Here is a 21969-nt window from a genome sequence, read left to right on the forward strand (position 1 = left end):
TGCTGGTTCGAGGCGTGCAGAATTGCAGTAGTTTTTCGAATTGACCTGACTTAACGGCAGGTTTGACCGAACAATCCGACGACGCGCTATTTCGAAGATGTTGCGAGAACTTGATCCGCGATCCAGTCGAACACAAGCCTGGGCCCCCTGCCCGAGTTGGTATGACTTCGTGACATTACATAACCAGCGTCGCTGAAGACTAAATCGTCCGTAACAGTCACCAGTGACCCCTTATTAAGCAGATCGTCAATCAATCCAATCCAGCCCAACGCGACACCTTCACCAGACAAAGCAGCCTGGGTGACCATGTCATAGTTGTTGAAACTGATATAATTTTTCTTTCTTTCGCCCGTTACGCCCAAACTATCAAACCATCCTTGCCAGGTTTGCCACTCTGCGGTTGCAGGTTTTGACAGACTCAAAAGTTGAACATCCAGCAAGTCCGCGGGATTTTGGATTGGCCCAATCTTCTCTAATAGCTGAGGACTGCAAACAGCGGCGACAATCTCTTCCAAGACTAGTATTTCATCAGGTTTGATCCGGTCTTTGGGCGCAACATGGATACGAATGTCGCAATCGGTATCATCCTGGCTGGGCGGCACATTTGAGGCCAAAATCTGAAATTCAATTTCATCCCCGATCTCTTCTCGGAGATAACCAAGACGCGGTAACAGCCAGAATGTTGAGAACGCAAAGTCAGCCGAGATTCGAACACTCGGTTTAGTTTTGCGTTCCAGCAAAGAGTTTACCGCATAGTTCATCTGCGTCATTGCGGGTCTGACCACATTCAAAAGCCTCAAACCCTCGTAGGTCAGTGAAACGCCCCGGTGTTCTCTTTTGAAGAGGACGACGCCCAGATCAACCTCCAGACCTTTTATCCGTTGCGAGATGGAGGACTGGGTCAGCCCGAGGGCGTCTCCGGCACTTGTGAAGTTTCCATGTTTTGCGACCATCTCGAACGCAAAAAGCGCCACAAGGTTCCGGCTTAGATTGGTATTAACTCTGTTAATGTCATCCATAATTACTCAGCTACTGCAAAAGGTAGAAAATTTATACCAAAAACTATGCCAATGGGCGCGAGTGCAGCCCTGTGAGAGAAACACGGGAGCCAATGATAACAATACAAGGCCGCGGCCATAAGAGCGGACAGCCATGCGATTAACGAAATTCGCATGCATACGCTGGCGCTAAAAGCTGAGAATTTCAGCAAATTTTTGAATCCCCGGACCCAGTGAGAACGGTGATGCGACTTGTGTGCATCGCTGGGCTCAGTGGTTTCCCGGCAATATGGGCGGTCAGGCTAAAACCAGCAGACAGTTCCAGAAGAATATCAAAGTCAGGGAGAAGTTGATTATGGCGATAAAGCCACCTCTTTCAGAACTTCCGATTAAGACCGCTAACAACGGTTTTTATCGGGGGTTCAGCGTAAACGTGACAGTTGTAAGTAAAATCATCATCAGTTTGTTAGTTGTCTGGTGCATCGTGTGGCCAACTCAGGCCGGCAGAATCCTGGGCGACTGGAATGCAGCCATCCTGGCCCAGTTTGCCGCGTGGTACATCTGGGTTGTCACCGGGTTTGTTATTGTCTGTATCGGTTTGGCCATCTGGCCGGCGGCCGGACGTCTGAACCTGGGTGTTCAGGGCGAAAAGCCCGAGTTCTCGAACTTCTCGTGGTTCTCGATGATGTTCGGTGCCGGTATCGGTGTTGGGATGCTGACATGGGCCGTTGCGGAACCCGTCGCGCATTTCAAGAACAACCCGTCAGTTATTCAGGGTGTTACAACAGCCCTTGACGCGGACAATGTGCGCACGGCTTATGTCTGGTCCTATCTGCATTGGGGTCTGGGCGCTTGGGCGTGCTATGCGATTGCCGGCCTTGCGCTGGCGTTCTTCAGTTATCGCCGCGGGCTTCCCCTGACGATCCGCTCGTCTCTGACGCCGCTCTTTGGCAAAGCGCTGTCGGGCAACCTCGGCCACCTCATCGATATCGTCGCTGTCGTTGCAACTATCCTCGGTGTGGCACAGACGCTTGGTTTTGGTGTTGAGCAATTCGTGGCGGGCCTGACGCGTATCGGAATTGGCGGTTTGGCACATTCGGATGGCTCGGCTACGACGTTGGGCATCATCGTCGCCTTGCTGGTCATCATGGGTGCGTCAACGCTGTCGGCGTTGTCCGGTGTTGGCAAAGGCATCAAATGGCTGTCGAACATCAACATGGCGTTGTCGATCTTCTTGCTGGGATTCTTCATCCTGTTTGGAGCTACGTTCTTTGGCGCTAAGGCATTCTTTGTTGGCATTTGGGACTATCTGGTCGCTCTGCCTTGGCTCAGCTTCAACGTCTATGCGTCGGACGGTGTCGAAGGGTCTGAATCCTTCCTGTTGGCACAATGGCAAGGCTGGTGGCCGGTGTTTTACTGGGCTTGGTGGATCGCATTTGCACCCTTCGTCGGATTGTTCCTTGCGCGCATCTCGCGCGGGCGCTCGATCCGTGAGTTCGTGCTGGGTGCGATGATCGTGCCGTCGCTGATGTGCTTTGTCTGGTTCGCCTGGGCCGGTGGTACAGCGATTGATTTGGAACTGAACGGCGGCGCAAATGGTGTGATCCTTGATGCGGCAAATGGCGACAAGATCTTTGCCATGACCACGTACATGCTCGCGCCAATCGCAGAGTTCCTTGCCTGGGCTATGGCGGTTGTCATCGTGATCTTGCTGATGACGTTCCTTGTAACCTCTGCTGACTCGGCCGTTCTGATCGTGAACACGATCAACGCCGCCGGTGACGAAGGACCCAAGGCACGCCCGCACATCATGTTCTGGGGTGCAGCGCTGGCATTGGTGGTTGGTGGTCTGCTGATCTCAGGCGGAACCGGGGCAATCCAAACCGCTATGGTAATCGGCGCACTACCATTCTCTATCGTGATGGCGCTGATGTGTATCGCGTTGATCAAAGCGATCTGGAACGATGGACGCCGCGAGGCCGCCGGGGTTGCATCAACTATTGATCCAGAAACATCAACGATGCCAGCCGAATAGTATTCGTGTAACCAACGGTGACCCTAGGACATGCCTAGGGTCACAAATATGATGGCAGCCTACAAAGAAATCCATCAAAAATTCGGGTTTTAGCGCCGCTTACTGACTGCTTGATCATAATCGAAATTGCGTCTTAGGTTGAACTTTGCAAAGTCAGCTTTCCGCGTTTTCTGACTTGTACGACCTAGATGTTACTCGGCAGCGAATGCCTCCTCAGACGGGCCGCACTACGGCAGCGGTGGGCAAGGTCGACCGGTAGGAAAGCGGTATCGATCGCCTCGAATTTGGGCGACAAGAGCGCGGCCTACCTGGACGAAGTTGGGGTTCCATACGGACAGTTTGAAAAAAGAAAATTATTTTCGAAGTTTTAAGATTGGAAAAGACTCTATTCCGGATCGGCTTCGACAGAAATGCCCGGAAAATAAGGCACGCCGCTGTAGTTGCGTAATGGGGCGACATCGAGACGTTGCTGCTAGCCGCCGGAGACACCGGTCAGGGAACTCTTGAATAACAGTGGTCGGCTTGGCAAGAAGAGGTTGTTCTAATTTTAGATCTGAGCGTCTTCGAGGCTCACAATTTGAACCTACCCGGGAAAAGTCCGCATAGGAATCTTCTTATCAGGTTGACAGAACGACGTCGCGAAAATCCCTGCATATCGGTAAGGTAGATTACCCACATACCTTCCAGCAAAGCCAACGTTCCGCTGGTGGCATCGTCTGCCAAGTTTGCGTCGCCCCCATTTTCTTGGGCTATCTCCGAGAACGCAAGCTGCAATGTCTCGACAAGCCTGTGATCCTGAGTGCTGCTGTAACGGGCAACGCCTGGGTGTGCGCTCGCGATGCCTCGGAATGCATGCCAGATTTTTGTACTCCGCGGATTGAGTAGCACTTCAGACAGATCCGCCTCGATCACAGCCATCACTCGGTCTTCGGGCGATGCATCCGAACCTAGGTCGGCCAATCTGTCCATCTCGGCATAATACTGAGCACTGAAATACTTGGCCGCCGCGGTCAGTAATTTGTCCTTTCCGCCAAAATGCAAGTGAATCATTCCGCGCGACAGACCGGAGCGTTCACAGATACGGCTGACCGAGGTGTCAGTCACTCCGATATCGGCAATCGTGTCCAGAGTCGCGTTGATCAGCAGTTGCCTGTTGGCTTCCGGATCCCGCTTAGAACCACGTTTTTTTTCATTGGAGTTTTGCACTTTTTCAATTTTTCCATTGGCTTACGAGAATCCCACAGCGACAGCTCACTGGAAGATTGACACGAAAGACCTTTCTGGCGCAACATCTAATGGACGATCGTCCATTAATGGCTCTTAATTTTTGGGAAGGGAGGTTGGGTGATCTTTCGTAGCGAAGCGTCCCGGGGCTATACCCTCAGCGCGCCAGCCACAGCCTACGTAGGCTTTCTGGTGGCGGCGCCATTGGTGATTCTGATCGCTTATTCCTTCTGGACCCAATCCTATGTGACGCTCGATAAGACCCCGACGCTGAGAAACTACCGCGACGCTTTTGCTGATCCGCTGGTTCGACATCTGATGCTAAGGTCAATCTGGATTGCCGGTGTCGTTACCGCAGTCACCGTCGCACTAGCCTATCCCATCGCTTACTTCATCGCGATGAAAGCTCGGAAAAAGACCATCTGGCTTCTGCTCATTACCATTCCGTTTTGGTCCAGCTATCTGCTGCGCGTGTTTGCCTGGAAACTCATTCTGGGGTTCAACGGTGTAATGAATTCCGCGCTTATGGCGCTTGGTCTGATAAGCGAACCACTCGACTTCCTGCTCTACAACGAATTCGCAGTCGTGCTGACACTCGCTCATGCCTGGGCACCCTTTGCTATCCTGCCGATATATGTCTCGTTGCAGAAAATCGATCCAAGCCTGCTGGAGGCCGCGACTGACCTCGGCAACAGTCCTTTGCAACGCTTTATGCGGGTAACGCTGCCGCTGACGATACCGGGGATCATTGCTGCTTGCCTGATCATCTTCATCCCCACAGTCGGTGACTATGTGACCCCCGCACTCGTCGGCGGATCGGACGGGAAGATGATCGCCAATCTTATTCAGGTGCAGTTTGGTGCCGCCAACAATTGGCCTCTCGGAGCTACGTTGTCGCTGATCGCAATGCTGTCGGTTGGCTTCGTCGCAATTGTGTTTGTCATTACCGCGACCCGGCTTGGGAGGCGGATCAGATGAGACGTCCTTCGACCCTGACAGCCTACGCTTTCTTGTATTTGGTTTTTCTGTACTTGCCGGTCCTTTTCCTACCCTTGTTCTCGTTCAACAGCGGTACAATCGTTGCCTTTCCGATCAAGGGTTGGACGCTGGACTGGTATCGGAAACTGGGCGAGCAGGATACGCTGATCCAGGCCCTTTGGAATTCGCTGGGCGTCGGCACGGTCGTCGCAATTCTATCTACCGCTATGGGGCTTTTTGCTGCTCGTGCATTTGTTCGCTATCGTTTTCGGGGACAGCGTGTAGCTGAAGGACTGGTGATGCTGCCTTTGGTTATTCCGGGCATTATCGTAGCTTCGTCAATGCTGGTTTTGTTTCTGTTTCTCGGTCTCAAGCCATCTCTGCTGACCGTTGTTCTGGGCCATACGTTCCTCGCCTTGCCGTTTTCCGTTTCGATCCTGAAGTCTGCCTTTGATGACTTTGACGCGTCGCTGGAAGAGGCATCTTACGATCTGGGCGTCGGCGTGTTCGAAACCTTCCGCCGCGTGACACTGCCGGTTGTTTCCCCCGGTATCATAGCCAGCATGCTGGTCACATTTACGGTCAGCTTCGACGAATTCGTCCTGGCCTTTTTCCTGTCCGGCAACCAGCCAACCCTGCCGGTCTATATCTGGAGCCAAATTCGTTTCCCGGCCAAGCTTCCAAACGTTTTGGCCTTGGGCTCTATCCTGCTGCTTACATCGGTTCTGCTTTTGGTACTGGCCGAGTATTTCCGGCGCCGCTCATCCGCATCAGAGGTCCAATGACAACCGGTAACATCATAGAACTCAGGGGCGTCGAGAAACGCTATGGCACGTTCCTGGCGGCTAGCGATATCAATCTCGACCTCAAAGAGGGTGAGTTTTTCTCGCTTCTCGGCCCATCGGGATGCGGCAAGACCACAGTGTTGCGGATGATCGCAGGTTTCCAAGAACCGACCGAGGGCACTGTGCTGATCGATGGTCAGGATATGGAAGGTGTCCCAGCCAACAACCGCCCAACAAACATGGTCTTTCAAAGTTACGCCATTTTCCCGCACCTGAACGTTGGGAACAACGTGGCCTATGGATTACGAGGCAAGGCCCCCAAAGCAGAGATCGACCAACGCGTAGCCGAAGCCCTAGAAATGGTCGAGCTTGGAGGTCTTCAGGATCGCGGCGCAAGTGAATTGTCGGGTGGGCAGCGGCAAAGGGTGGCGCTTGCCCGCGCGCTGATCATGCGACCCAAAGTGTTGTTGCTGGACGAGCCCTTGTCCGCTCTCGACAAGAAATTGCGCGAACAGATGCAGTTTGAAATGCGCAATCTGCAGCAATCCCTTGGCATCACTTTCGTGATGGTCACACACGACCAATATGAGGCGATGACCATGTCCGACCGCATCGGTGTGATGTTCGACGGACGGCTCAAGCAGGTAGACACACCGACAATGCTTTATGCCCGTCCTTGTGATCAGCAAGTGGCCAGTTTCATCGGTGAAATGAACATACTGCCTGCCCAGTTGTTGGGTGAATCCGGCGATATGTTGTCGATCGATGCAGCCGCCTTCGGGCGGATTGAGATCGAAAGAAATCCCAACGTTGTAACCAGCGCTAAAGACATGAACATCGGTATTCGCCCGGAACAATTGGAGATCACTGCTCAAAGGCCCGAAGACTACCCATCAACGGTTCAGGGCACTGTCAGCAACGTGGCCTTCTATGGCGAGAACATTCACTACCACATTCAGGTGGCGGGAACTGAGAAACCAATCTCGGTATCGGTTCCCAACTATTTTCACACGGTCGATTTCCAACGCGGAGACGCGGTCTGGCTTGGGCTTCAGGGGGCAAGCGTGATCGATCTTGGTACAGACACAAAATAATACAGTGGGAGGATAATATGAGACTTCAGGGAATTGCGGCCTTCGCATGCGCGACGGCAATAAGCACGGGAAGTGCCATAGCAGGTGGCGCCGATTTAACGGTTTTTGACTGGTCGGGATATGAAGATCCCGGGTTCTTTGCCAGCTACATGGAAAAGTACGGGAATGAGGCGCCAAGCTATTCCTATTTCGGAAGTCAGGAAGAAGCCTTTACGAAACTAAGTTCGGGGTTCACGGCTGATCTGGCGCATCCTTGTTCCGACGCGGTCAGAAAATGGGTCGCGGCCGATTTGATCCAACCTCTGGACGAAAGCAAACTGACCAATTGGGCCGATGTGTTGCCCGAGATCAAAGAAGTCGACGCAATTGTTTTGGACGGTCAGCTTTATATGTTGCCGTTCGAGTGGGGAAACACAGGGCTTATATATCGCACCGACAAAATCTCAGGCGATGACATCTCGCTGCAATTGTTGGCGGACCCAGCCTATGCTGGCAAGATCGCCATCCCGGATGCCGCGTCGTCTGCATATGCCCTGGCAGCGCTGGCTACTGGAAATGCTGACGATTACACCAATCTGAGCGACGAGCAATTCAAGGAAGCATCAGACTTCCTGCGTTCGATCCACCCAAACATGCGCTTTTACTGGTCCGATGCGGGTCAGTTTGATCAGGCCATGACCAGTGGTGAGATCGAGTTGGGCTGGGCCTGGAACCAGTCCGAGCTGAACCTGATCTGGAACGAAGTGCCTGCCGCTATGATGCGTGATGTCGACAAGGGCATCGCGACCTGGGCGTGCGGTTACGTGCATCTGAAGTCTTCCACAACTCCTGTCGATCAGGTCTATGATCTGTTGAACGCGCTCACTGACCCTGCCAGCGGTCAGTACATCATCGACAACTGGGGCTACCCACATTCCAACGCAAAAGCGTTCGAAGTTGCCGATCAGGCCAACATCGAAGCGTATGGATTCTCGGATCCAAAGAGCTTCTTCGAAGGCAGTTTGTTCTTTGACGCAGTTAACCCCGAGCTTGAGGCGAAAATGCTGGCCGAATTTGAACGGATCAAAGCCGGCTTCTAACACAACCACATTTCCGGGGCCTTATGGCTCCGGATCCCAAATACAGGAAAACGCGTGAACATGTCGAACGCGAACCCATATGCTCTGCTTTTTGAACCGGTTCAGATTGGGCCAGTCACAGCCAGAAACCGCTTTTATCAGGTGCCGCATTGCACGGGGCTGGGGCATGTCCGACCGCGGGCGGACGCCGCCGTTCGTGGGATGAAAGCCGAAGGCGGGTGGGCGGTGGTTTCCAATCAGGAGACCGAGATTCACCCGACCTCAGACCTGTCTCCTTTTGCCGAGGGGCGGCTATGGGACGGGCGCGATGTACCCGCGTTGCGGCTGATGACGGATGCGGTACATGCGCATGGGTCGTTGGCGGCCATTCAGCTGGTTCACAATGGCAATCATGCACAAAACCTGCTTACCCGCGCGCCGGTTCTTGCACCTTCCGAGATGTCCGTCGACACGACGCATCCCAAGCAGGCGCAGGCCATGGATAAGTCCGATATTCGCGAATTCCGCCGCTGGCACCGCGACGCCGCCTTGCGCGCGAAAGACGCCGGGTTCGACATCATTTACATCTATGCCGGCCACAACATGACGCTGGCACAGCATTTTATGCTGCCGCATATGAACCAGCGTTGTGATGAATACGGCGGGTCTCTTGAAAACCGGGTGCGACTGACACGCGAACTGCTGGAGGATACTCACGAAGCGGTGGGCGACAGCTGCGCCGTGGCGTTCCGTTTTGCCATTGACGAGATGATGGGCGTCAGCGGCATGCAGGCCGCGGAAGAAGGCCGCGCCGTGGTCGAACTTTTGTCTGACCTCCCGGACCTGTGGGATGTGAATGTAGCCGACTGGTCCAATGACAGTGCGACGACCCGTTTTCAGCCAGAAGACGGATATCAGAACGCGTTTTTGTCCCACGTCAAACAGATCACCCGCAAACCTGTGGTTGGTGTCGGTCGCCTGACGTCCCCCGACATGATGCTGTCGATGGTCAAAAAGGGAATTGTCGACCTCATCGGAGCCGCGCGACCTTCCATCGCGGACCCGTTCATTCCCAAAAAGATTGAAGAGGGCCGCATTGACGAAATCCGCGAATGCATCGGCTGCAATATCTGCGTCTCATCCGACAATTTGGGCATCCCGATCCGCTGCACTCAAAACCCGACGATGGGCGAGGAATGGCGACGCGGTTGGCACCCCGAGATCATCGCGCCGAAGAAGAGCAACGCGGACACTTTGGTTATTGGCGGTGGCCCTGCCGGTCTTGAATGCGCTACGCAGTTGGCAAGGCGAGGATATCAGGTGACCTTGGCTGAGGCGTCAGCCGAATTAGGCGGGCGGGTTACGAAGGAAAGCAAACTTCCCGGCCTCGCAGCTTGGTCCCGCGTCGTCGACTATCGCCTGAATGACCTAAAGCAGCGCGGCAACGTTCAATTGTTCACTAACAGCAGACTTGATGGCGATCAGGTGGCAGAGCTTGGCGTCGAACACGTCTTTGTGGCCACCGGCAGCCATTGGCGCACCGACGGCATAGGCCGTAGCACGCAACGCCATATGCCTCAGATCGAGCAAACCGCCAAAGTGCTGACGCCTGACGACATCATGAACGGCCTTTTGCCCCCGGATGGCCCGGTGATGATCTATGATGATGACCACATTTATCTGGCAGGGGTAATCGCCGAAAAGCTGGCGACTGCAGGATACCAGGTGGTCTTTGTCACGCCGGAGAGTTTGGTCTCAGCTTACGCCGTCAATACTTTGGAGCAGCCTCGCATTCAGGCCCGTCTGATCGAGCTAGGCATCGACATTCGCTGCAATCAGGTGCTGACGGCGGTTGAAGGTGACATGGCACGCATCGGTTGTGCTTTTACCGGTCGCGAAACAGGTATTCCTAGTGCCTCGACAATTCTGGTTACCGAACGCCATCGAGAAACAGCGCTCTATAACAGCTTGCGTGGGCTCGGGTTGAAGACCCTCGAACTTATTGGCGATGCCGCGTCTCCTGGACTGATCGTCGACGCAGTTTTCGCGGGCCATCGCGCCGCTCGCGATTTTGAACGCCCCAAGGCAGAAGCAGACAAGGACTGGTTTCGCCGCGAGATAATCGATTTGGAGGAAACGTGATGAACAGCCGACCGTTTGAGTTGGATGCGTTGATAGCCTCGCACCAGTACGGCCACGCCTTACCGCGCGGTTTTTATACCTCGCAAGACATCTATAACTATGACATTGCCCAAGTCTGGAACCGCAACTGGCTTTGGGCCGGGCATGTCAGCCAAATCCCAAACCCCGGTGACTACTTCCTGTTCGACTATGGCCCGGAGAGCATTATCGTTGTTCGCGACCGCGAAGGCGAAATTCGCGCTCATTTGAATGTCTGTCGCCATCGGGGTTCTCGCGTTTGCACCGAACAGTCCGGCAACACCCGTGTTCTTGTTTGCCCCTACCACGCCTGGACATATGAGCTATCGGGAAAACTTCGTGCAGGCCACAACATGGGGGAACACTTTGACCCGTCCAAATTCGGGCTCTTTCCCGTTCAGGTGAGTGTCTTCAAAGGCCTGATTTTTGTCTGTGCCGATGCAAACACGCCATCGCTTGATCCTGTCCTCAGCCAGCTTTCACCATTCGTCGAACCCTATGGCTTGAACGATCTGAAAGTGGCGCATACGGCGTCCTTTCCAGTTCCCGCGAATTGGAAACTGGCGGTTGAGAATTATCTTGAGTGCTATCACTGCGGGCCAGCGCACAAAGAGTATTCTCGCTCTCATAGCCTGAAATCCCCGCAAGACATGGCTGGATTGGTCGAACCGCTAAAAGCAAGGGCTGAGGAAGTCGGCCTGACACCTGGTGAATTGGCGCTTGTCGGCGCGGCCGCGCCCACCCCGTTCACGAGCGGGTACTATCGGCGTTACCCGCTCTATCAAGGCTATAAAACTGGCAGCAAAACGGGCGAAGCACTTGCGCCTTTGCTTGGAACCCTAAAAGGTTTCGACGGTGGCGCAACTGACTTTGATGTCGGCCCGTTGAATTGGTTCCTGATCTATTCGGATCACATGGTCGGCTACCGCTTCATTCCGCGGGGCCTACAGGAAACCGACATTCAGGTGGTCTGGTTGGTTCGCGCTGATGCTGAAGAAGCCCAGGATTACAACAAGGAAGACCTGACCTGGCTTTGGCATGTCACATCTTTGGATGACGAGCGCATCATTCGCCACAACCAGTCGGGCGTAAACTCTCAATACTTCAAACCGGGCCCCTTGGGCGAAATGGAAACCTCGATCCAGGATTTTTACGATTTCTATTTCACCATGATCAGCCCGGAACCAGAACAAAGGATGGCCGGTCATGGCTGAGGCAAAATCACGCCGTCGCGGTGGCGGCGGGCGCGCCGCACGCATAAAGGTGCAAGAGGCAACCACGGGCAATGAGGCCGTACGTGGGGGTCTAAGTGGCGGACGCTACAAACCGCTAACTCAAACAGATATGGAGAACATTCACCAAGCGGCCTTAACCGTTCTGGAAAACACCGGCGTTACCGACCATTTTCCAGAACTGCTTGATCTGGTGCTTCCCAAAGGCGCGGTGATGAATGACCTCAATCGGCTGTGCTTCCCCCGTGCCCTGATGGAAGACATCCTGGCTGGCGCCGCCAAGGAGTTTTACGTCCATGCCCGCGGAGAGCGAGAAGGCAAAGACGACATGCATTGCTCGGCAGAAAGCGTTTACTTCGCCAACTCTGGCACTGCCGTCACAACCTTCGATTCACAAACGAAGTCTTATCGCCCTTCGGTCCTGCGCGATGTCTATGACTTCACCCGCCTGGTGGACCGTTTGGACAACATCCATATGCTGGGCGACACAGTTTTGGCCACTGATGTGACCGATGATTTCGCCCACGATATGAACACTATATATGCAATGCTTGCAGGCAGCCAAAAGCCTGCCTGTCTGACCTTTCGCGACCGCAGCCATATCCCGCATGCCATCCGAATGTTTGATTTGGCTCAGGGTGGTGAAGGCGCTTTCATGAAGAAGCCAAGCGTCATTTTTGGCGGCTGCCCCATGGTTTCGCCCTTGCGGATTGGCAAGGAAAACATGGAAATTCTGATTGATACTGCCAAACTTGGCCTGACGGTCGATCTGGCTGTGCCTCCGCAAGCCGGGGCCACAGCCCCCGCGACGCTTGCGGGAACGCTGGTGCAAACCGTGGCCGAAACGCTGGCCTGTGTCGCTATCGTAAACCTCATCACGCCGGGCTGTCCGGTCTGTTTTGCCGCCTGGCCCTTCATTACTGACTTGCGCAGCGGGTCGTTTACCGGCGGCAGCGGCGAACAGGCTCTCATCGGGGCGGCAGCCATTCAGATGGGCAACTTCTATGGCCTTCCCACGTCCGTTGGCGCAGGCATGACCGATGCCAAAATACCCGACGCGCAATACGGGTTGGAAAAGGCGCTGACATTCACGCTTGCCGCTCATGCCGGCGCCAATCGCCTGTGCGAGTTCGGGGGTATGATCGGCAGCCTCATGGGATGCAGCTTTGAAAGTATGGTCATCGATGATGAAGCGGGCGGAATGATCCTGCGATCGTTACGCGGGATAGAGGTTACGGATGAAACCATGGCTGTGGATGTGATCCACCAGTGCGCCATCGACCCTGGTCATTTCCTCGGCAACCCCCACACGCTAAACTATATGAACAGCGAGTTCGTCTACCCGCGGCTTATGGATCGGGAGCGTACAGACACATGGGAAAACGAAGGCAAAACAGATCTGCTGGACCGTGCCCGTGACAAAGCCAATTCTATTCTAAACAATCATTTCCCTAACTATTTCGGCGCTTCGGACGCTCAGGTACGCGAAGAATTCCCAATTGTGATGAGTGCAGAAAGCATGACCCATCATGGAAAACTTTAACGCCAAACAATGGGACAACGATCCCTTCCTGCACCCGTAGGAAGGGATGGAAGCTTTGGGCAAAAACAACCGCACTTTTATCGAAAGCGCCAACGGCATCCATGTGGTAAACGAAAAAGGCGAACGCTTAATCAGTGGACCGGGAGGCATGTGGTGCACTCAGGTCGGCGAGATGGAATGGCCGAGCAATCTCGGAGCCTTTCCAATTTCTCGCCCTTCAACAACACCGACTCGACTGCTGCGCGGTTCGTACACGAAATCGCCAAACGTGCGCCGGGCGACTTGAACAAACTCTATTTCAATGCCGGCGGTTCGACCGAAGTGGATAGAATCCGCTTCATCGTCTTTCCCTTGAAGTTGCGTTCGCTAAGCACCTCGTCCTGACTATCCGCAATGTGCCGGTGGCTCCGAAGATCGTTGTTCTCTGAAATTCTCTATCGTGCGCGGTAAATTTCATCACAGAAAGAACTCTGCCCGCTCGACCACCCAGACCATCGCGATCAGGCTGGCACATACGGCGACCACAGCGCGTGAGCCGATCCATATGCGGCCTGGCTGTTTGCGCAGAAACAGCACCAGAGGCCAGACAAGTAGCACTATCATCACTTGCCCAGCCTCCACGCCGACATTGAAGGCCAGCAGACTGTGCCAGACATTCGGCGCATCGACGCGCAATATCTGATGCAACATAAAAGAAAAACCAAACCCGTGCAGCAATCCAATGCCTGAGGTTATGGCAAATGCTTTTAGGTCTCCATGCCCGCGTTCCGGCGGTCTGAGGGCCATCACGGCGGCATAGATGATGGATAGGGCAATCGCCAATTCGACCGTCGGGATAAACCATGCACCTGTCGGTGCAAAGCCGAAGAAGCCGAGGATCAGGGTGACTGTATGACCAAGGGTGAAGCCGGTGACCCGTGCCAGAAGGCTGTGCAAATTGAGCGCCCCAATGACCATACAAAGCACAAACAGCACATGATCTGGACCTTCCAATATGTGGCGAATGCCCTCGACAAAAAAGGTCGAGGCAGCCGCGGCCGCGGACCCTGACACATTGACGGACTCATGCATCAGCCCTGTAGCGCGATATGTTCGGACCGTATCTCCTCTGTAGTCCAGGATCAGGTTCGCGGTGTCCTCCTGCCCTGTCAGGCCAGGATTGGCGATGTGGGAAAGGTTGTACGCTGCAACTGGTCCAATCGCATACCGCAGGTGCAGGTCGACCATCACATCGCCGACATAGGTCTCCTTGGATGCGACGAACACGTCACCGCTGGCCAGTGCGTTTTGTGCCTCTGCCAACGTCGCAAATCCCGGTTCAATCCCCAAAGGATGTAGGCGCATAGCAAGGACAGATGAGGGTTGCATCTGTCCATCGATTGACAGAAGGAAATCACCGGCGGCCAATGCCGCCAACCCGTGTGGATCAGCGCTTAACGCCTTTTGATCAACATAGTGCATCAGCGCACCGTCTTCGATCCGATTGTAGGTGTAAGGCGCCGGAGCAGGCAACTTCTCAGGCCCATCAGGCCCGACCAATTCAGCTACCACATAAGACATGGGCATACGCAAATAGACATCCAGCCCATCCTCTGAATGCAACACATGATGCATCCGCACATTCTGGTTCAACTTAAAATGCGCAAGCGCTGGCTGGCTGAGCAAGCTAACAAACAATGTTGTCAGGATTAGAATAGGTTTCATGAGTTGCCTCCTGCGAATGCGGGTTGAGCGTTCATGCGGGCACTGAGCACTGTTAAACCCGACAGCAACCACGCGCCGTCATGGTGTTGGACGTCCAGCATCGCGCGATAAGAAATGACCCGCTGATGCATGTGCCCCCAGTGACCGCCGCTGACGACCGCGTCCCAACGGGCAAGGATTTGATCACCGCCCTCTGACAACGGCTCAACAGTTTCGACCAGCAGATTTTGAATCCCGTCGACTTTGGCAACGGCCCCTGACGGCAGGGTGGCTGACAATCCCCGGCGCGCTTCGGTTTTGATGTCCGCAATCTGTTCGGGCGTAACGATTGTATTCAGCGCGTTTGTTAAGCGCGTGTCGTCTATTTCCAGTCTGGCAACCGCCAAGTTTGAGACCAACGCCTCAGTGATTTGGGTTGCTGATGCTGTATCGGAGATCGTCTTGTTCGGGACGGAAAACTCGTACCTCACCGAACTCAAAGCCACCGAAACAAGGCAAAACGACAGGCTGGCAACCGCCCAACTTTTCCAGTGGCCGTTACGATATTTCAGCGCCACGCCTGCAAGAGCGATGGCCAGCGCAATGAAAGCAAGGGCCGGAATTGGAACCTGAAGGGATCTCAAAGATGCGACCGTTACCGGCGTGACCTCAGGCTCATTCCATTTGAGAATATAGTTCTTCCAAGCGATGTCAGGGAAATCTCTGGTCACCTGTCCGGGCACAGCGCCCGCCGGATCGGTGACTTGAATCGGGATAGTGGTTACGTCTTCAGTAAACAGCTCCCATTCCAGTGCGAGCTCATTGGGCAGTTTCTCTTGCGGATAGGACAGGACTATCCCCATGAGTGCAGTCGCCCGGTCGGTATGTTCAAGGTTTTCAAGAACCTTCAAACCTTCAACGCCGACAGATAGTTGTTCGACTTTTGCCGAAGCGGGACGAACGCGTTTCCCATCAATGGTCATTGGGTTGCTGTCAGCAAACAGTTCGATGGCGCGCTCAAAAACCTGCGCCATCTCGTCCCCGTTCAAAGAGGTCGCTTCGCCAAGATCAAGGTTCGTCCACGCTTCCAGATCGCGCAGGCGAAAGATCACCTCATGGCGAACTTCGCGCGGTTCAACGGCTACAAATGACATCAGGGCGGATTTGTGGTGGCGCGTCAGGTTTGGGTTTTCAAACCGGCTGTACCAAGGGTCGTCCCAATCCGGATAGAACACCTCGGGCCGTGAAAGGTATCGATAGTCAGTCACGGCCACACCTAGGTGGTCAAAGATCACACCGATTGAAGCGGATGGAATTTCGCCTTGGTTGAGCGGGGGCGTAAACGTAATTTCGTTTGGTTTTTGGTCAAAAAGGTAATCCAAGGCAACGTAGAGAACCTTAGCTGACCGAGTATCCTGATTGGTCCGACCATAACTGGGTCTCAACGCCGTTACTCGTGTATTTCTGGGCCGGATTTCGAGGGTGTGTGTTTCGGGAGCAAGCGCTGTTCCGTCAGCGGAAACCTTGAATGCCTTGCCCGTCCGCGCTGCAAGGTTGGCCGTCGGATCTTCGCCTTTACGCGCTTCAGCCAAAAACGCGTGCACATCCGAGAGGTCGATTTCCAATGCGACCCGCACCCTATCGTCCATGACCGAGATTTCAGCAAAGTTGGCCGCTGACTCCGCACTGTTTGCAGGCAGCAAATCAGCAACAGCCGAAGTAACAGGAAGAACCGTGGCCGTTACTAGGAAGGCCAAACGCTTAAGCCAAGTCATTGGATTATCCTCCGAAGCATGTCGCGCTCTGTGCTCCTGGATTAAGGTCCAAGAGGATGCCGTAAACATGAAGCACAGAGCCCGGGACCGGACAGCAAGACTAACCGCTGCCGGTGGAGTTGCGGGTGTCTACTTGGGTTCGGATTTCTCAGGGTACGGGAAGTCCTGCCCCAAGGCTTCGCTGGCCTGTTCGTAGATCGGTCGCAAAACGTCTTCGACGTCCCAAACGCCACCGGCGACAAAGTCACTGAAGTCCAGCGTTTCTACGCCAAGCTTTTCAGCCATTGCGGTTTTGTCATCCACATTTGGCGGCTGTGCCGGGGCTGCCAATGGTGGTGCCCAAGTCCGCTCTTCGGTAGCGGCCATCCGTACGCGAATGTCGTCCTTGGTCACATTCCACACCATGAAGTCGTCGGACAAGCTGAGCGGGCCGTCATAAGTGGACCGTATACGCTCATAAACACCGTTGACGGTGTCGAAGTCATTGAAGAAATGATAAGCGACCGCCATGCGTGGTTTGATCTCACTCATGACTTTGCCGAAGGCTTCAGGAGCAGTGTGAACCTGTGTACCCACCTGTAATGCCGCTTCCGGTGTGAACTTCATCTTGCTGACCAGTTCCGGCACAGCGATGAAACACTCATGGATCACCAGATCAGCGTCCTTGGCGTATTCAACGAACCACTTGTTGGGGTACGTGTCCGAGCTAAACACAAACTTCAGATCATTCCATTCCAATGCGTAGCTTACAGAACCGTCAATGGAATGGATCGCTGGAAAGGTTCGAATGACTACGCCGTTTTCTTCGTAAATGGGCTCGTTCTCAAGCTTGTAATCAAACTCGGTCACATCCATCACGTAGCCGCGAAAGTCTATGTTTCCGGCCCGACCGGCGAGGTCCCAGGACAGCATCTCTTGCATGCGGTCCAGCGCATAGGCTGTTCCTAATTCTGGAACAGCGCCGCTTGGACCCCATACCCGCAATGGAACGTTACGCCCCATCAACGCGCCACCGATGAACAGGTCGTGCAAAGCGCCGAAATGGTCCGTGTGCAGGTGCCCGATAAAAACCTTGTCGAGATAGTTGTAGGGGATTTGCAGAGAAGAAATGCGTTCAGCGGACCCCGATCCGATGTCGAAAAGGAACTTGTCTCCATTCCCGAGTTCGACAAGGAAGCACGCGGCTGCCTGCGCCGCTCGGGTCGTTGGCATCCCGGTTCCGCAGGCAATGACCCGCATTTCGTCAGGTTGCAGGTCTTCACTGTTTGGGTAGTACGTCTCCCTCTCGCGCGCCTTGACTGGTGACACTTCGGGTGTCGCTTCCTGGGCCAAGGCCATCGAAGGGCCCAAGGTTTCACCAATGATCTTGAGGCCGCCATTCGGCGCGGCCAACCAAATACCAAAGGTGATACCAGCCACCAAGTATGCCGAGTATTTCAGTAACCGTTTGTGTTTATTCATAACGTGCACTCCCTTGCTTGCCGAGCGCGACTGCCGGGCCGAAGGAATTGCGGCCGACGTGCTTTCGGCATTGGTTGCGATGCAAGGCCAGTGTTTCGAAGGTTTTACGTTTTGGTAACGGAATCACGGTGACACAGGGGTGACTCACAACGAATTCGAGTTCATAGTAATGTGTGAATACGTATGGCAAGACAGCCAAAGTAAATGGTTTTTATGGATCCAGATATCCGTGACATCGATAAAACCAAAGCGCTACGATCCGTTTGCGAAAGTGAGCTGTTTTCTCACTTGGACCGCCTTTGTGCCTTCCTGAGTTACATCGTGAAGGAGGAAATCGAAGGTCGCGGTGATCTTATCCGGGGTAAGACAGTCGCTCAGGATGTATATGATCGCGACCCTGCTGAAACCGGAGATATCGAGAATGTGGTCCGCGTGGATGCGCGGCGGTTGCGACAGAATCTTGAACACTATTACGACACCGTCGGAAGCTCGGACCCGGTGCGGATTTTCGTTGATACCGGCGGCTACAGGCCGCGATTTGAAAGGGTCGAAGTTGCCCTGGCCGAAGAAAAACCGCGTTCCGGTCGTGCCGTCGGCTGGGCAGCGCTGTCTTTCATACTGGGAACGGGCATCGGCATTGCAGTCGCATTTGGTCCATTGAAGGATTATTTTGGAGAACAAGAAGAAGTCCTTCCGCAAGATCAGGCGTTAGCGTCGCTGCAACGTCAGGCGGTTATCGAACAGTCAGCTTCTTCTTTGCAGGCGATGAACTTGGCCGATCAGGCAAGAAACATGATATTCCCGATCTTTGACCGACCCCGCCAATTGCTGGTCGTCGAAGTCTTTCGCCGTTCAATTGAACTGGGACCAGACTATTTCGGCGGCTACGCCGGAGCTGCGCAAGCCCTTGCCACATTGGCAATATTAACCCCGCCGGGTAAAGATAAAGATGCAATTCTTGAACGCGCTAATACAATGGCGGCAGATGCACTTCGTCTGGCCCCATCGGATCCTTGGGCGCAGTCTGCTGCCGCGTGGGTAAAATTCGCGAACAATGAGTTCGACGAAGCGATGAGGATCTCCAGCAGAGCCGTTATTCTTGCGCCCGACGATGCACATGTTTTGGACATCCATGGATCCATTGCATTGTTCTCGGGGCATTTTGAAGAAGCTGCCGAGGTCGCCGAGAGAGCCATAGACTCTGGCCCAAGCAATCAACGTTTTGCGAACCGAAACATCTACGGTGCAGCAAACTTCCACCTTGGAAATTATCGAAAGTCTCTGAACTCTTTCGCCAAGGCAGCCGAATATGGCGATCCTATCAGCGCCCCGTCCTTCGCATATCAAACAGCGGCATTGCACGCCTTGGGCCGGACCAAGGATGCTGCTCGAAAGTACGCTGAACTGAAAAATTCGTGGCCAAATGCAAATTTGGAAGCGATGCTGACAAGCATTTTTAGCGATCCGGCGCATGTTGAAGAAATCACAGACCGCATTCGGGCACTCGAAGCGGAAACCAACTAACGCTCAGCGCGTCAGATGTCGCGGATCAAACTAACAATCAACGCCATGCGATCGATCTTTAGAGCAGCACGCAAGTACGGTTTCAAACAAAGTGAGCCGAGTCTAATCTGACAGCGAGCTTCCGGGTTAGGTTACCATTTTTTGAACCGAAGCAGGTGCAAATGGTTTGGTCCAGTCCAAAGAATGGTAGCTGAGCAACGTCGCCACCCGAGGCGATTGATACTTCGCTTGGCATGCTGGAAATTGCAGCCGCCACCAAATTGTGCAGCGAAAGCAACCCAATGTACCATCTGGCTTCTCGCACCCACGCCCCGGCACACAAAGACCTCGATAGTCGGCGCGAAGTCCCATTCCGAATGACCTGAAAAAACTGACCCGGCTCAAATAACCCCAAATGGCCCAAGGCCTTTGGACCACTCGTGACCGGATCAACACCACCTTCCGCTCTGGTTCAATCGACCTTTACAACCATTTTGCCAAAATTGTCCCCGGCCAGCAGTTGGTTGAATGCATCCGGAGCATTTTCAAGGCCTTCAACCACGTGCTCTTTATAGGAAATTGATCCGTCCTTCAGCCATCCTGACATGTCCCGAGCAAACTCGGCATACACCTCGGGGCCGAAATTGTCGAAAATGATGAAGCCCTGCATTTTGACCTTCATCCGCAACAAGGTACCCATGATCACCGGGCTCATATCCGGTCCATCCGGCAAGCCCGGTAGGTTGTACCAGGCAACGACGCCACAGACGGGAACGCGCGCAAAAGGATTCAAAAGCGGTAAGACCGCATACAAAACTTTGCCGCCGACATTCTCGAAATAGACATCAATGCCATCAGGGCAAGCGTCGTGCAATTGCGTTGCCAGATCAGTCGCGCGGTGGTCTATACATGCGTCGAATCCAAGGTTCTTTACCACGTGTTCGCATTTTTCCGGGCCACCTGCGATACCGACTACACGACACCCTTTCAGCTTGGCGATCTGACCCACGGTTGCCCCAACCGGGCCAGCTGCGGCCGCCACGACAACGGTTTCGCCCGGCTTTGGCTCGCCGATCTTCAGCAACCCCGCATACGCCGTGTAGCCGGGCATCCCCAGAATACCCAATGCCCAGGACGGATTATCCGGCGTCTTGCCCAGATTTACGACTTGCTCACCATTTGAGGTTGCATAGTCCTGCCAACCGCTCATGTTCAGGACGTAGTCGCCGGCTTCGTACCCTTCGAGGTTTGACGTCACAACCTGCCCCACAACCTGGGCTGTCATAACGCCGCCGATCGCAACGGGCTCAGCATAGGATTTTGCGTCATTCATCCGACCCCGCATGTAAGGGTCCAGCGACAGGTACACCGTGCGCACCAGCATCTCTCCGTCGCCCGGCGTCGGAATATCTGAGGTTTCAAGCCGCAGCGTGTTTTTGTCCGGTTGACCATTTGGGCGTTCAGCAAGAACTATGCGACGGTTGATGTCGGATGCTTGGGGCATTGAAACCTCCTGGAAATTGAGTGCAGCGCAGCGCAACCAAGCAAGATTGTCAAAAACTGTCCAGTCAAAAATCCTCGCCCACAGGGGCAATCATCGATTGCAGGGGGTCCGTTCGCAAGCAAAAAAATTGGATGGCACGGTTCAGCTTCCAGATGTGTTAACTGCCACGGACACCCTAAAACTCTAACCCTCTATGGCTATCTCCATTCGCGGGCATTTAGATTGTGCGATCGGTCGCCGGTCGCTAGCCAATACCCGACGCGTCGTAAAGTAGCCGATGTGCAGTAACAGACACCAACTGTGCACTTCTGAGCCTAACGCTATGCGCCTTCCGCCCACACATGTTTGCGGAAAGGAGTAAGCTCATGCTTGATACATACAACATCCGAACCGCCGACATGCCGGGCGAGATGCAGATCTTGCTCGACCAATACCCTCGAGACAATTGGGAAGCGCATCCCGGCTTCTCGGAGAAAACCCGTCATTGGCTTGCAGCTCACCAGATGTTTCGACGCCTCGCCCGACTAGTGCGAACCGATGCAGAGGAGTATCTTGAAAAGGGTCTGTCCCCCGAAGAGTATTCGGCGCGGCTGTCTTATTATGGAAACGCGCTTGTCGCAAACCTGCACGGCCATCACGGTTGGGAGGATCACAGCTACTTCCCCGAACTTTCTGAGGCGGATTCCCGTTTTGACGCCGGTTTGGAGGTTTTGGAGAAGGACCATGCCGATCTCGATCTGGTCCTTGACCAATACACAAAGACGGCCAATCGTGTGATCAAACTCATTCAGCTGGATGAGGCTCAGGCCCGATCCGAGGTCGGGACCCTGCACGATACATCACAGGCCATCGAGGCCTTTCTGAAACGGCACCTAAGCGATGAGGAAGACCTTGCCGTCCCAATCATCCTTCACCACCGGCTAAGAGGTTAAGGCC

General features: G+C 54.2%; 17 protein-coding genes. 11 read left to right on the forward strand and 6 right to left on the reverse strand.

From position 1 onward, the window contains the following. Window positions 1-86: 86 nt before the first annotated feature. A complete protein-coding gene (locus ACR0AK_RS17325) occupies window positions 87-1019 on the reverse strand; it encodes a LysR family transcriptional regulator (protein WP_480794271.1) in 933 nt (310 codons plus the stop codon). Between the two features lie 334 nt (window positions 1020-1353). Here ACR0AK_RS17325 and ACR0AK_RS17330 point away from each other — a divergent pair, with 334 nt between their 5' ends. After that, window positions 1354-3033, forward strand: a complete 1680-nt coding sequence (locus ACR0AK_RS17330; protein ID WP_480794272.1) for a BCCT family transporter — start codon at window positions 1354-1356, stop codon at window positions 3031-3033. Between the two features lie 570 nt (window positions 3034-3603). Here the strand turns inward: ACR0AK_RS17330 and ACR0AK_RS17335 are convergent. Next, window positions 3604-4239 carry a TetR family transcriptional regulator C-terminal domain-containing protein gene (locus ACR0AK_RS17335; protein WP_480794273.1) on the reverse strand — a complete coding sequence of 212 codons (636 nt, stop codon included), beginning with the start codon at window positions 4237-4239 and terminating at the stop codon, window positions 3604-3606. 138 nt (window positions 4240-4377) lie between these two features. On the opposite strand from ACR0AK_RS17335, the gene ACR0AK_RS17340 reads away from it, so the two are divergent. From ACR0AK_RS17340 to ACR0AK_RS17375, 8 genes are all read left to right on the forward strand, one after another. Continuing rightward, window positions 4378-5235 (forward strand): ABC transporter permease, encoded by an 858-nt coding sequence (locus ACR0AK_RS17340; RefSeq protein WP_480794274.1) that lies wholly within the window; start codon window positions 4378-4380, stop codon window positions 5233-5235. Then, window positions 5232-6020, forward strand: a complete 789-nt coding sequence (locus ACR0AK_RS17345; protein WP_480794275.1) for an ABC transporter permease — start codon at window positions 5232-5234, stop codon at window positions 6018-6020. The genes ACR0AK_RS17340 and ACR0AK_RS17345 overlap by 4 nt, the downstream gene beginning before the upstream one ends. Continuing rightward, window positions 6017-7114, forward strand: coding sequence for an ABC transporter ATP-binding protein (locus tag ACR0AK_RS17350; protein WP_480794276.1), 1098 nt, complete (start codon window positions 6017-6019; stop codon window positions 7112-7114). The genes ACR0AK_RS17345 and ACR0AK_RS17350 overlap by 4 nt, the downstream gene beginning before the upstream one ends. Window positions 7115-7131: 17 nt before the next feature. Further along, a complete protein-coding gene (locus ACR0AK_RS17355; protein ID WP_170560409.1) occupies window positions 7132-8193 on the forward strand; it encodes an ABC transporter substrate-binding protein in 1062 nt (353 codons plus the stop codon). 60 nt (window positions 8194-8253) lie between these two features. Further along, window positions 8254-10314 carry an oxidoreductase gene (locus tag ACR0AK_RS17360; RefSeq protein ID WP_480794277.1) on the forward strand — a complete coding sequence of 687 codons (2061 nt, stop codon included), beginning with the start codon at window positions 8254-8256 and terminating at the stop codon, window positions 10312-10314. Continuing rightward, the gene (locus ACR0AK_RS17365; protein WP_480794278.1) at window positions 10314-11546 is read left to right on the forward strand and encodes an aromatic ring-hydroxylating oxygenase subunit alpha; all 1233 of its coding nucleotides are present in this window, start codon (window positions 10314-10316) and stop codon (window positions 11544-11546) included. Before ACR0AK_RS17360 ends, ACR0AK_RS17365 begins: the two co-directional genes overlap by 1 nt. Beyond that, the gene (locus tag ACR0AK_RS17370; protein ID WP_480794279.1) at window positions 11539-13107 is read left to right on the forward strand and encodes a trimethylamine methyltransferase family protein; all 1569 of its coding nucleotides are present in this window, start codon (window positions 11539-11541) and stop codon (window positions 13105-13107) included. The genes ACR0AK_RS17365 and ACR0AK_RS17370 overlap by 8 nt, the downstream gene beginning before the upstream one ends. Window positions 13108-13284: 177 nt before the next feature. Further along, window positions 13285-13491 (forward strand): hypothetical protein, encoded by a 207-nt coding sequence (locus ACR0AK_RS17375; protein WP_480794280.1) that lies wholly within the window; start codon window positions 13285-13287, stop codon window positions 13489-13491. Between the two features lie 72 nt (window positions 13492-13563). Here ACR0AK_RS17375 and ACR0AK_RS17380 read toward each other — a convergent pair whose 3' ends face one another. From ACR0AK_RS17380 to gntH, 3 genes are all read right to left on the reverse strand, one after another. Beyond that, the gene (locus tag ACR0AK_RS17380) at window positions 13564-14811 is read right to left on the reverse strand and encodes a HupE/UreJ family protein (RefSeq protein ID WP_480794281.1); all 1248 of its coding nucleotides are present in this window, start codon (window positions 14809-14811) and stop codon (window positions 13564-13566) included. Then, window positions 14808-16565, reverse strand: a complete 1758-nt coding sequence (locus ACR0AK_RS17385) for a hypothetical protein (RefSeq protein WP_480794282.1) — start codon at window positions 16563-16565, stop codon at window positions 14808-14810. The genes ACR0AK_RS17380 and ACR0AK_RS17385 overlap by 4 nt, the downstream gene beginning before the upstream one ends. Window positions 16566-16694: 129 nt before the next feature. Then, the gene (gntH, locus tag ACR0AK_RS17390; protein WP_480794283.1) at window positions 16695-18026 is read right to left on the reverse strand and encodes a guanitoxin biosynthesis MBL fold metallo-hydrolase GntH; all 1332 of its coding nucleotides are present in this window, start codon (window positions 18024-18026) and stop codon (window positions 16695-16697) included. Between the two features lie 204 nt (window positions 18027-18230). Here gntH and ACR0AK_RS17395 point away from each other — a divergent pair, with 204 nt between their 5' ends. Then, window positions 18231-19550 carry a tetratricopeptide repeat protein gene (locus ACR0AK_RS17395; RefSeq protein ID WP_480794284.1) on the forward strand — a complete coding sequence of 440 codons (1320 nt, stop codon included), beginning with the start codon at window positions 18231-18233 and terminating at the stop codon, window positions 19548-19550. 451 nt (window positions 19551-20001) lie between these two features. On the opposite strand, the gene ACR0AK_RS17400 is transcribed toward ACR0AK_RS17395, so the two are convergent. Further along, on the reverse strand, window positions 20002-21033 hold the full coding sequence (locus ACR0AK_RS17400) for an NADP-dependent oxidoreductase (RefSeq protein ID WP_480794285.1): 1032 nt from the start codon (window positions 21031-21033) through the stop codon (window positions 20002-20004). Between the two features lie 365 nt (window positions 21034-21398). Here ACR0AK_RS17400 and ACR0AK_RS17405 point away from each other — a divergent pair, with 365 nt between their 5' ends. Continuing rightward, window positions 21399-21965 carry a hemerythrin domain-containing protein gene (locus tag ACR0AK_RS17405; RefSeq protein ID WP_480794286.1) on the forward strand — a complete coding sequence of 189 codons (567 nt, stop codon included), beginning with the start codon at window positions 21399-21401 and terminating at the stop codon, window positions 21963-21965. Window positions 21966-21969 lie beyond the last annotated feature (4 nt).

The sequence above is a fragment of the Ruegeria sp. BI12 genome (assembly GCF_056537985.1).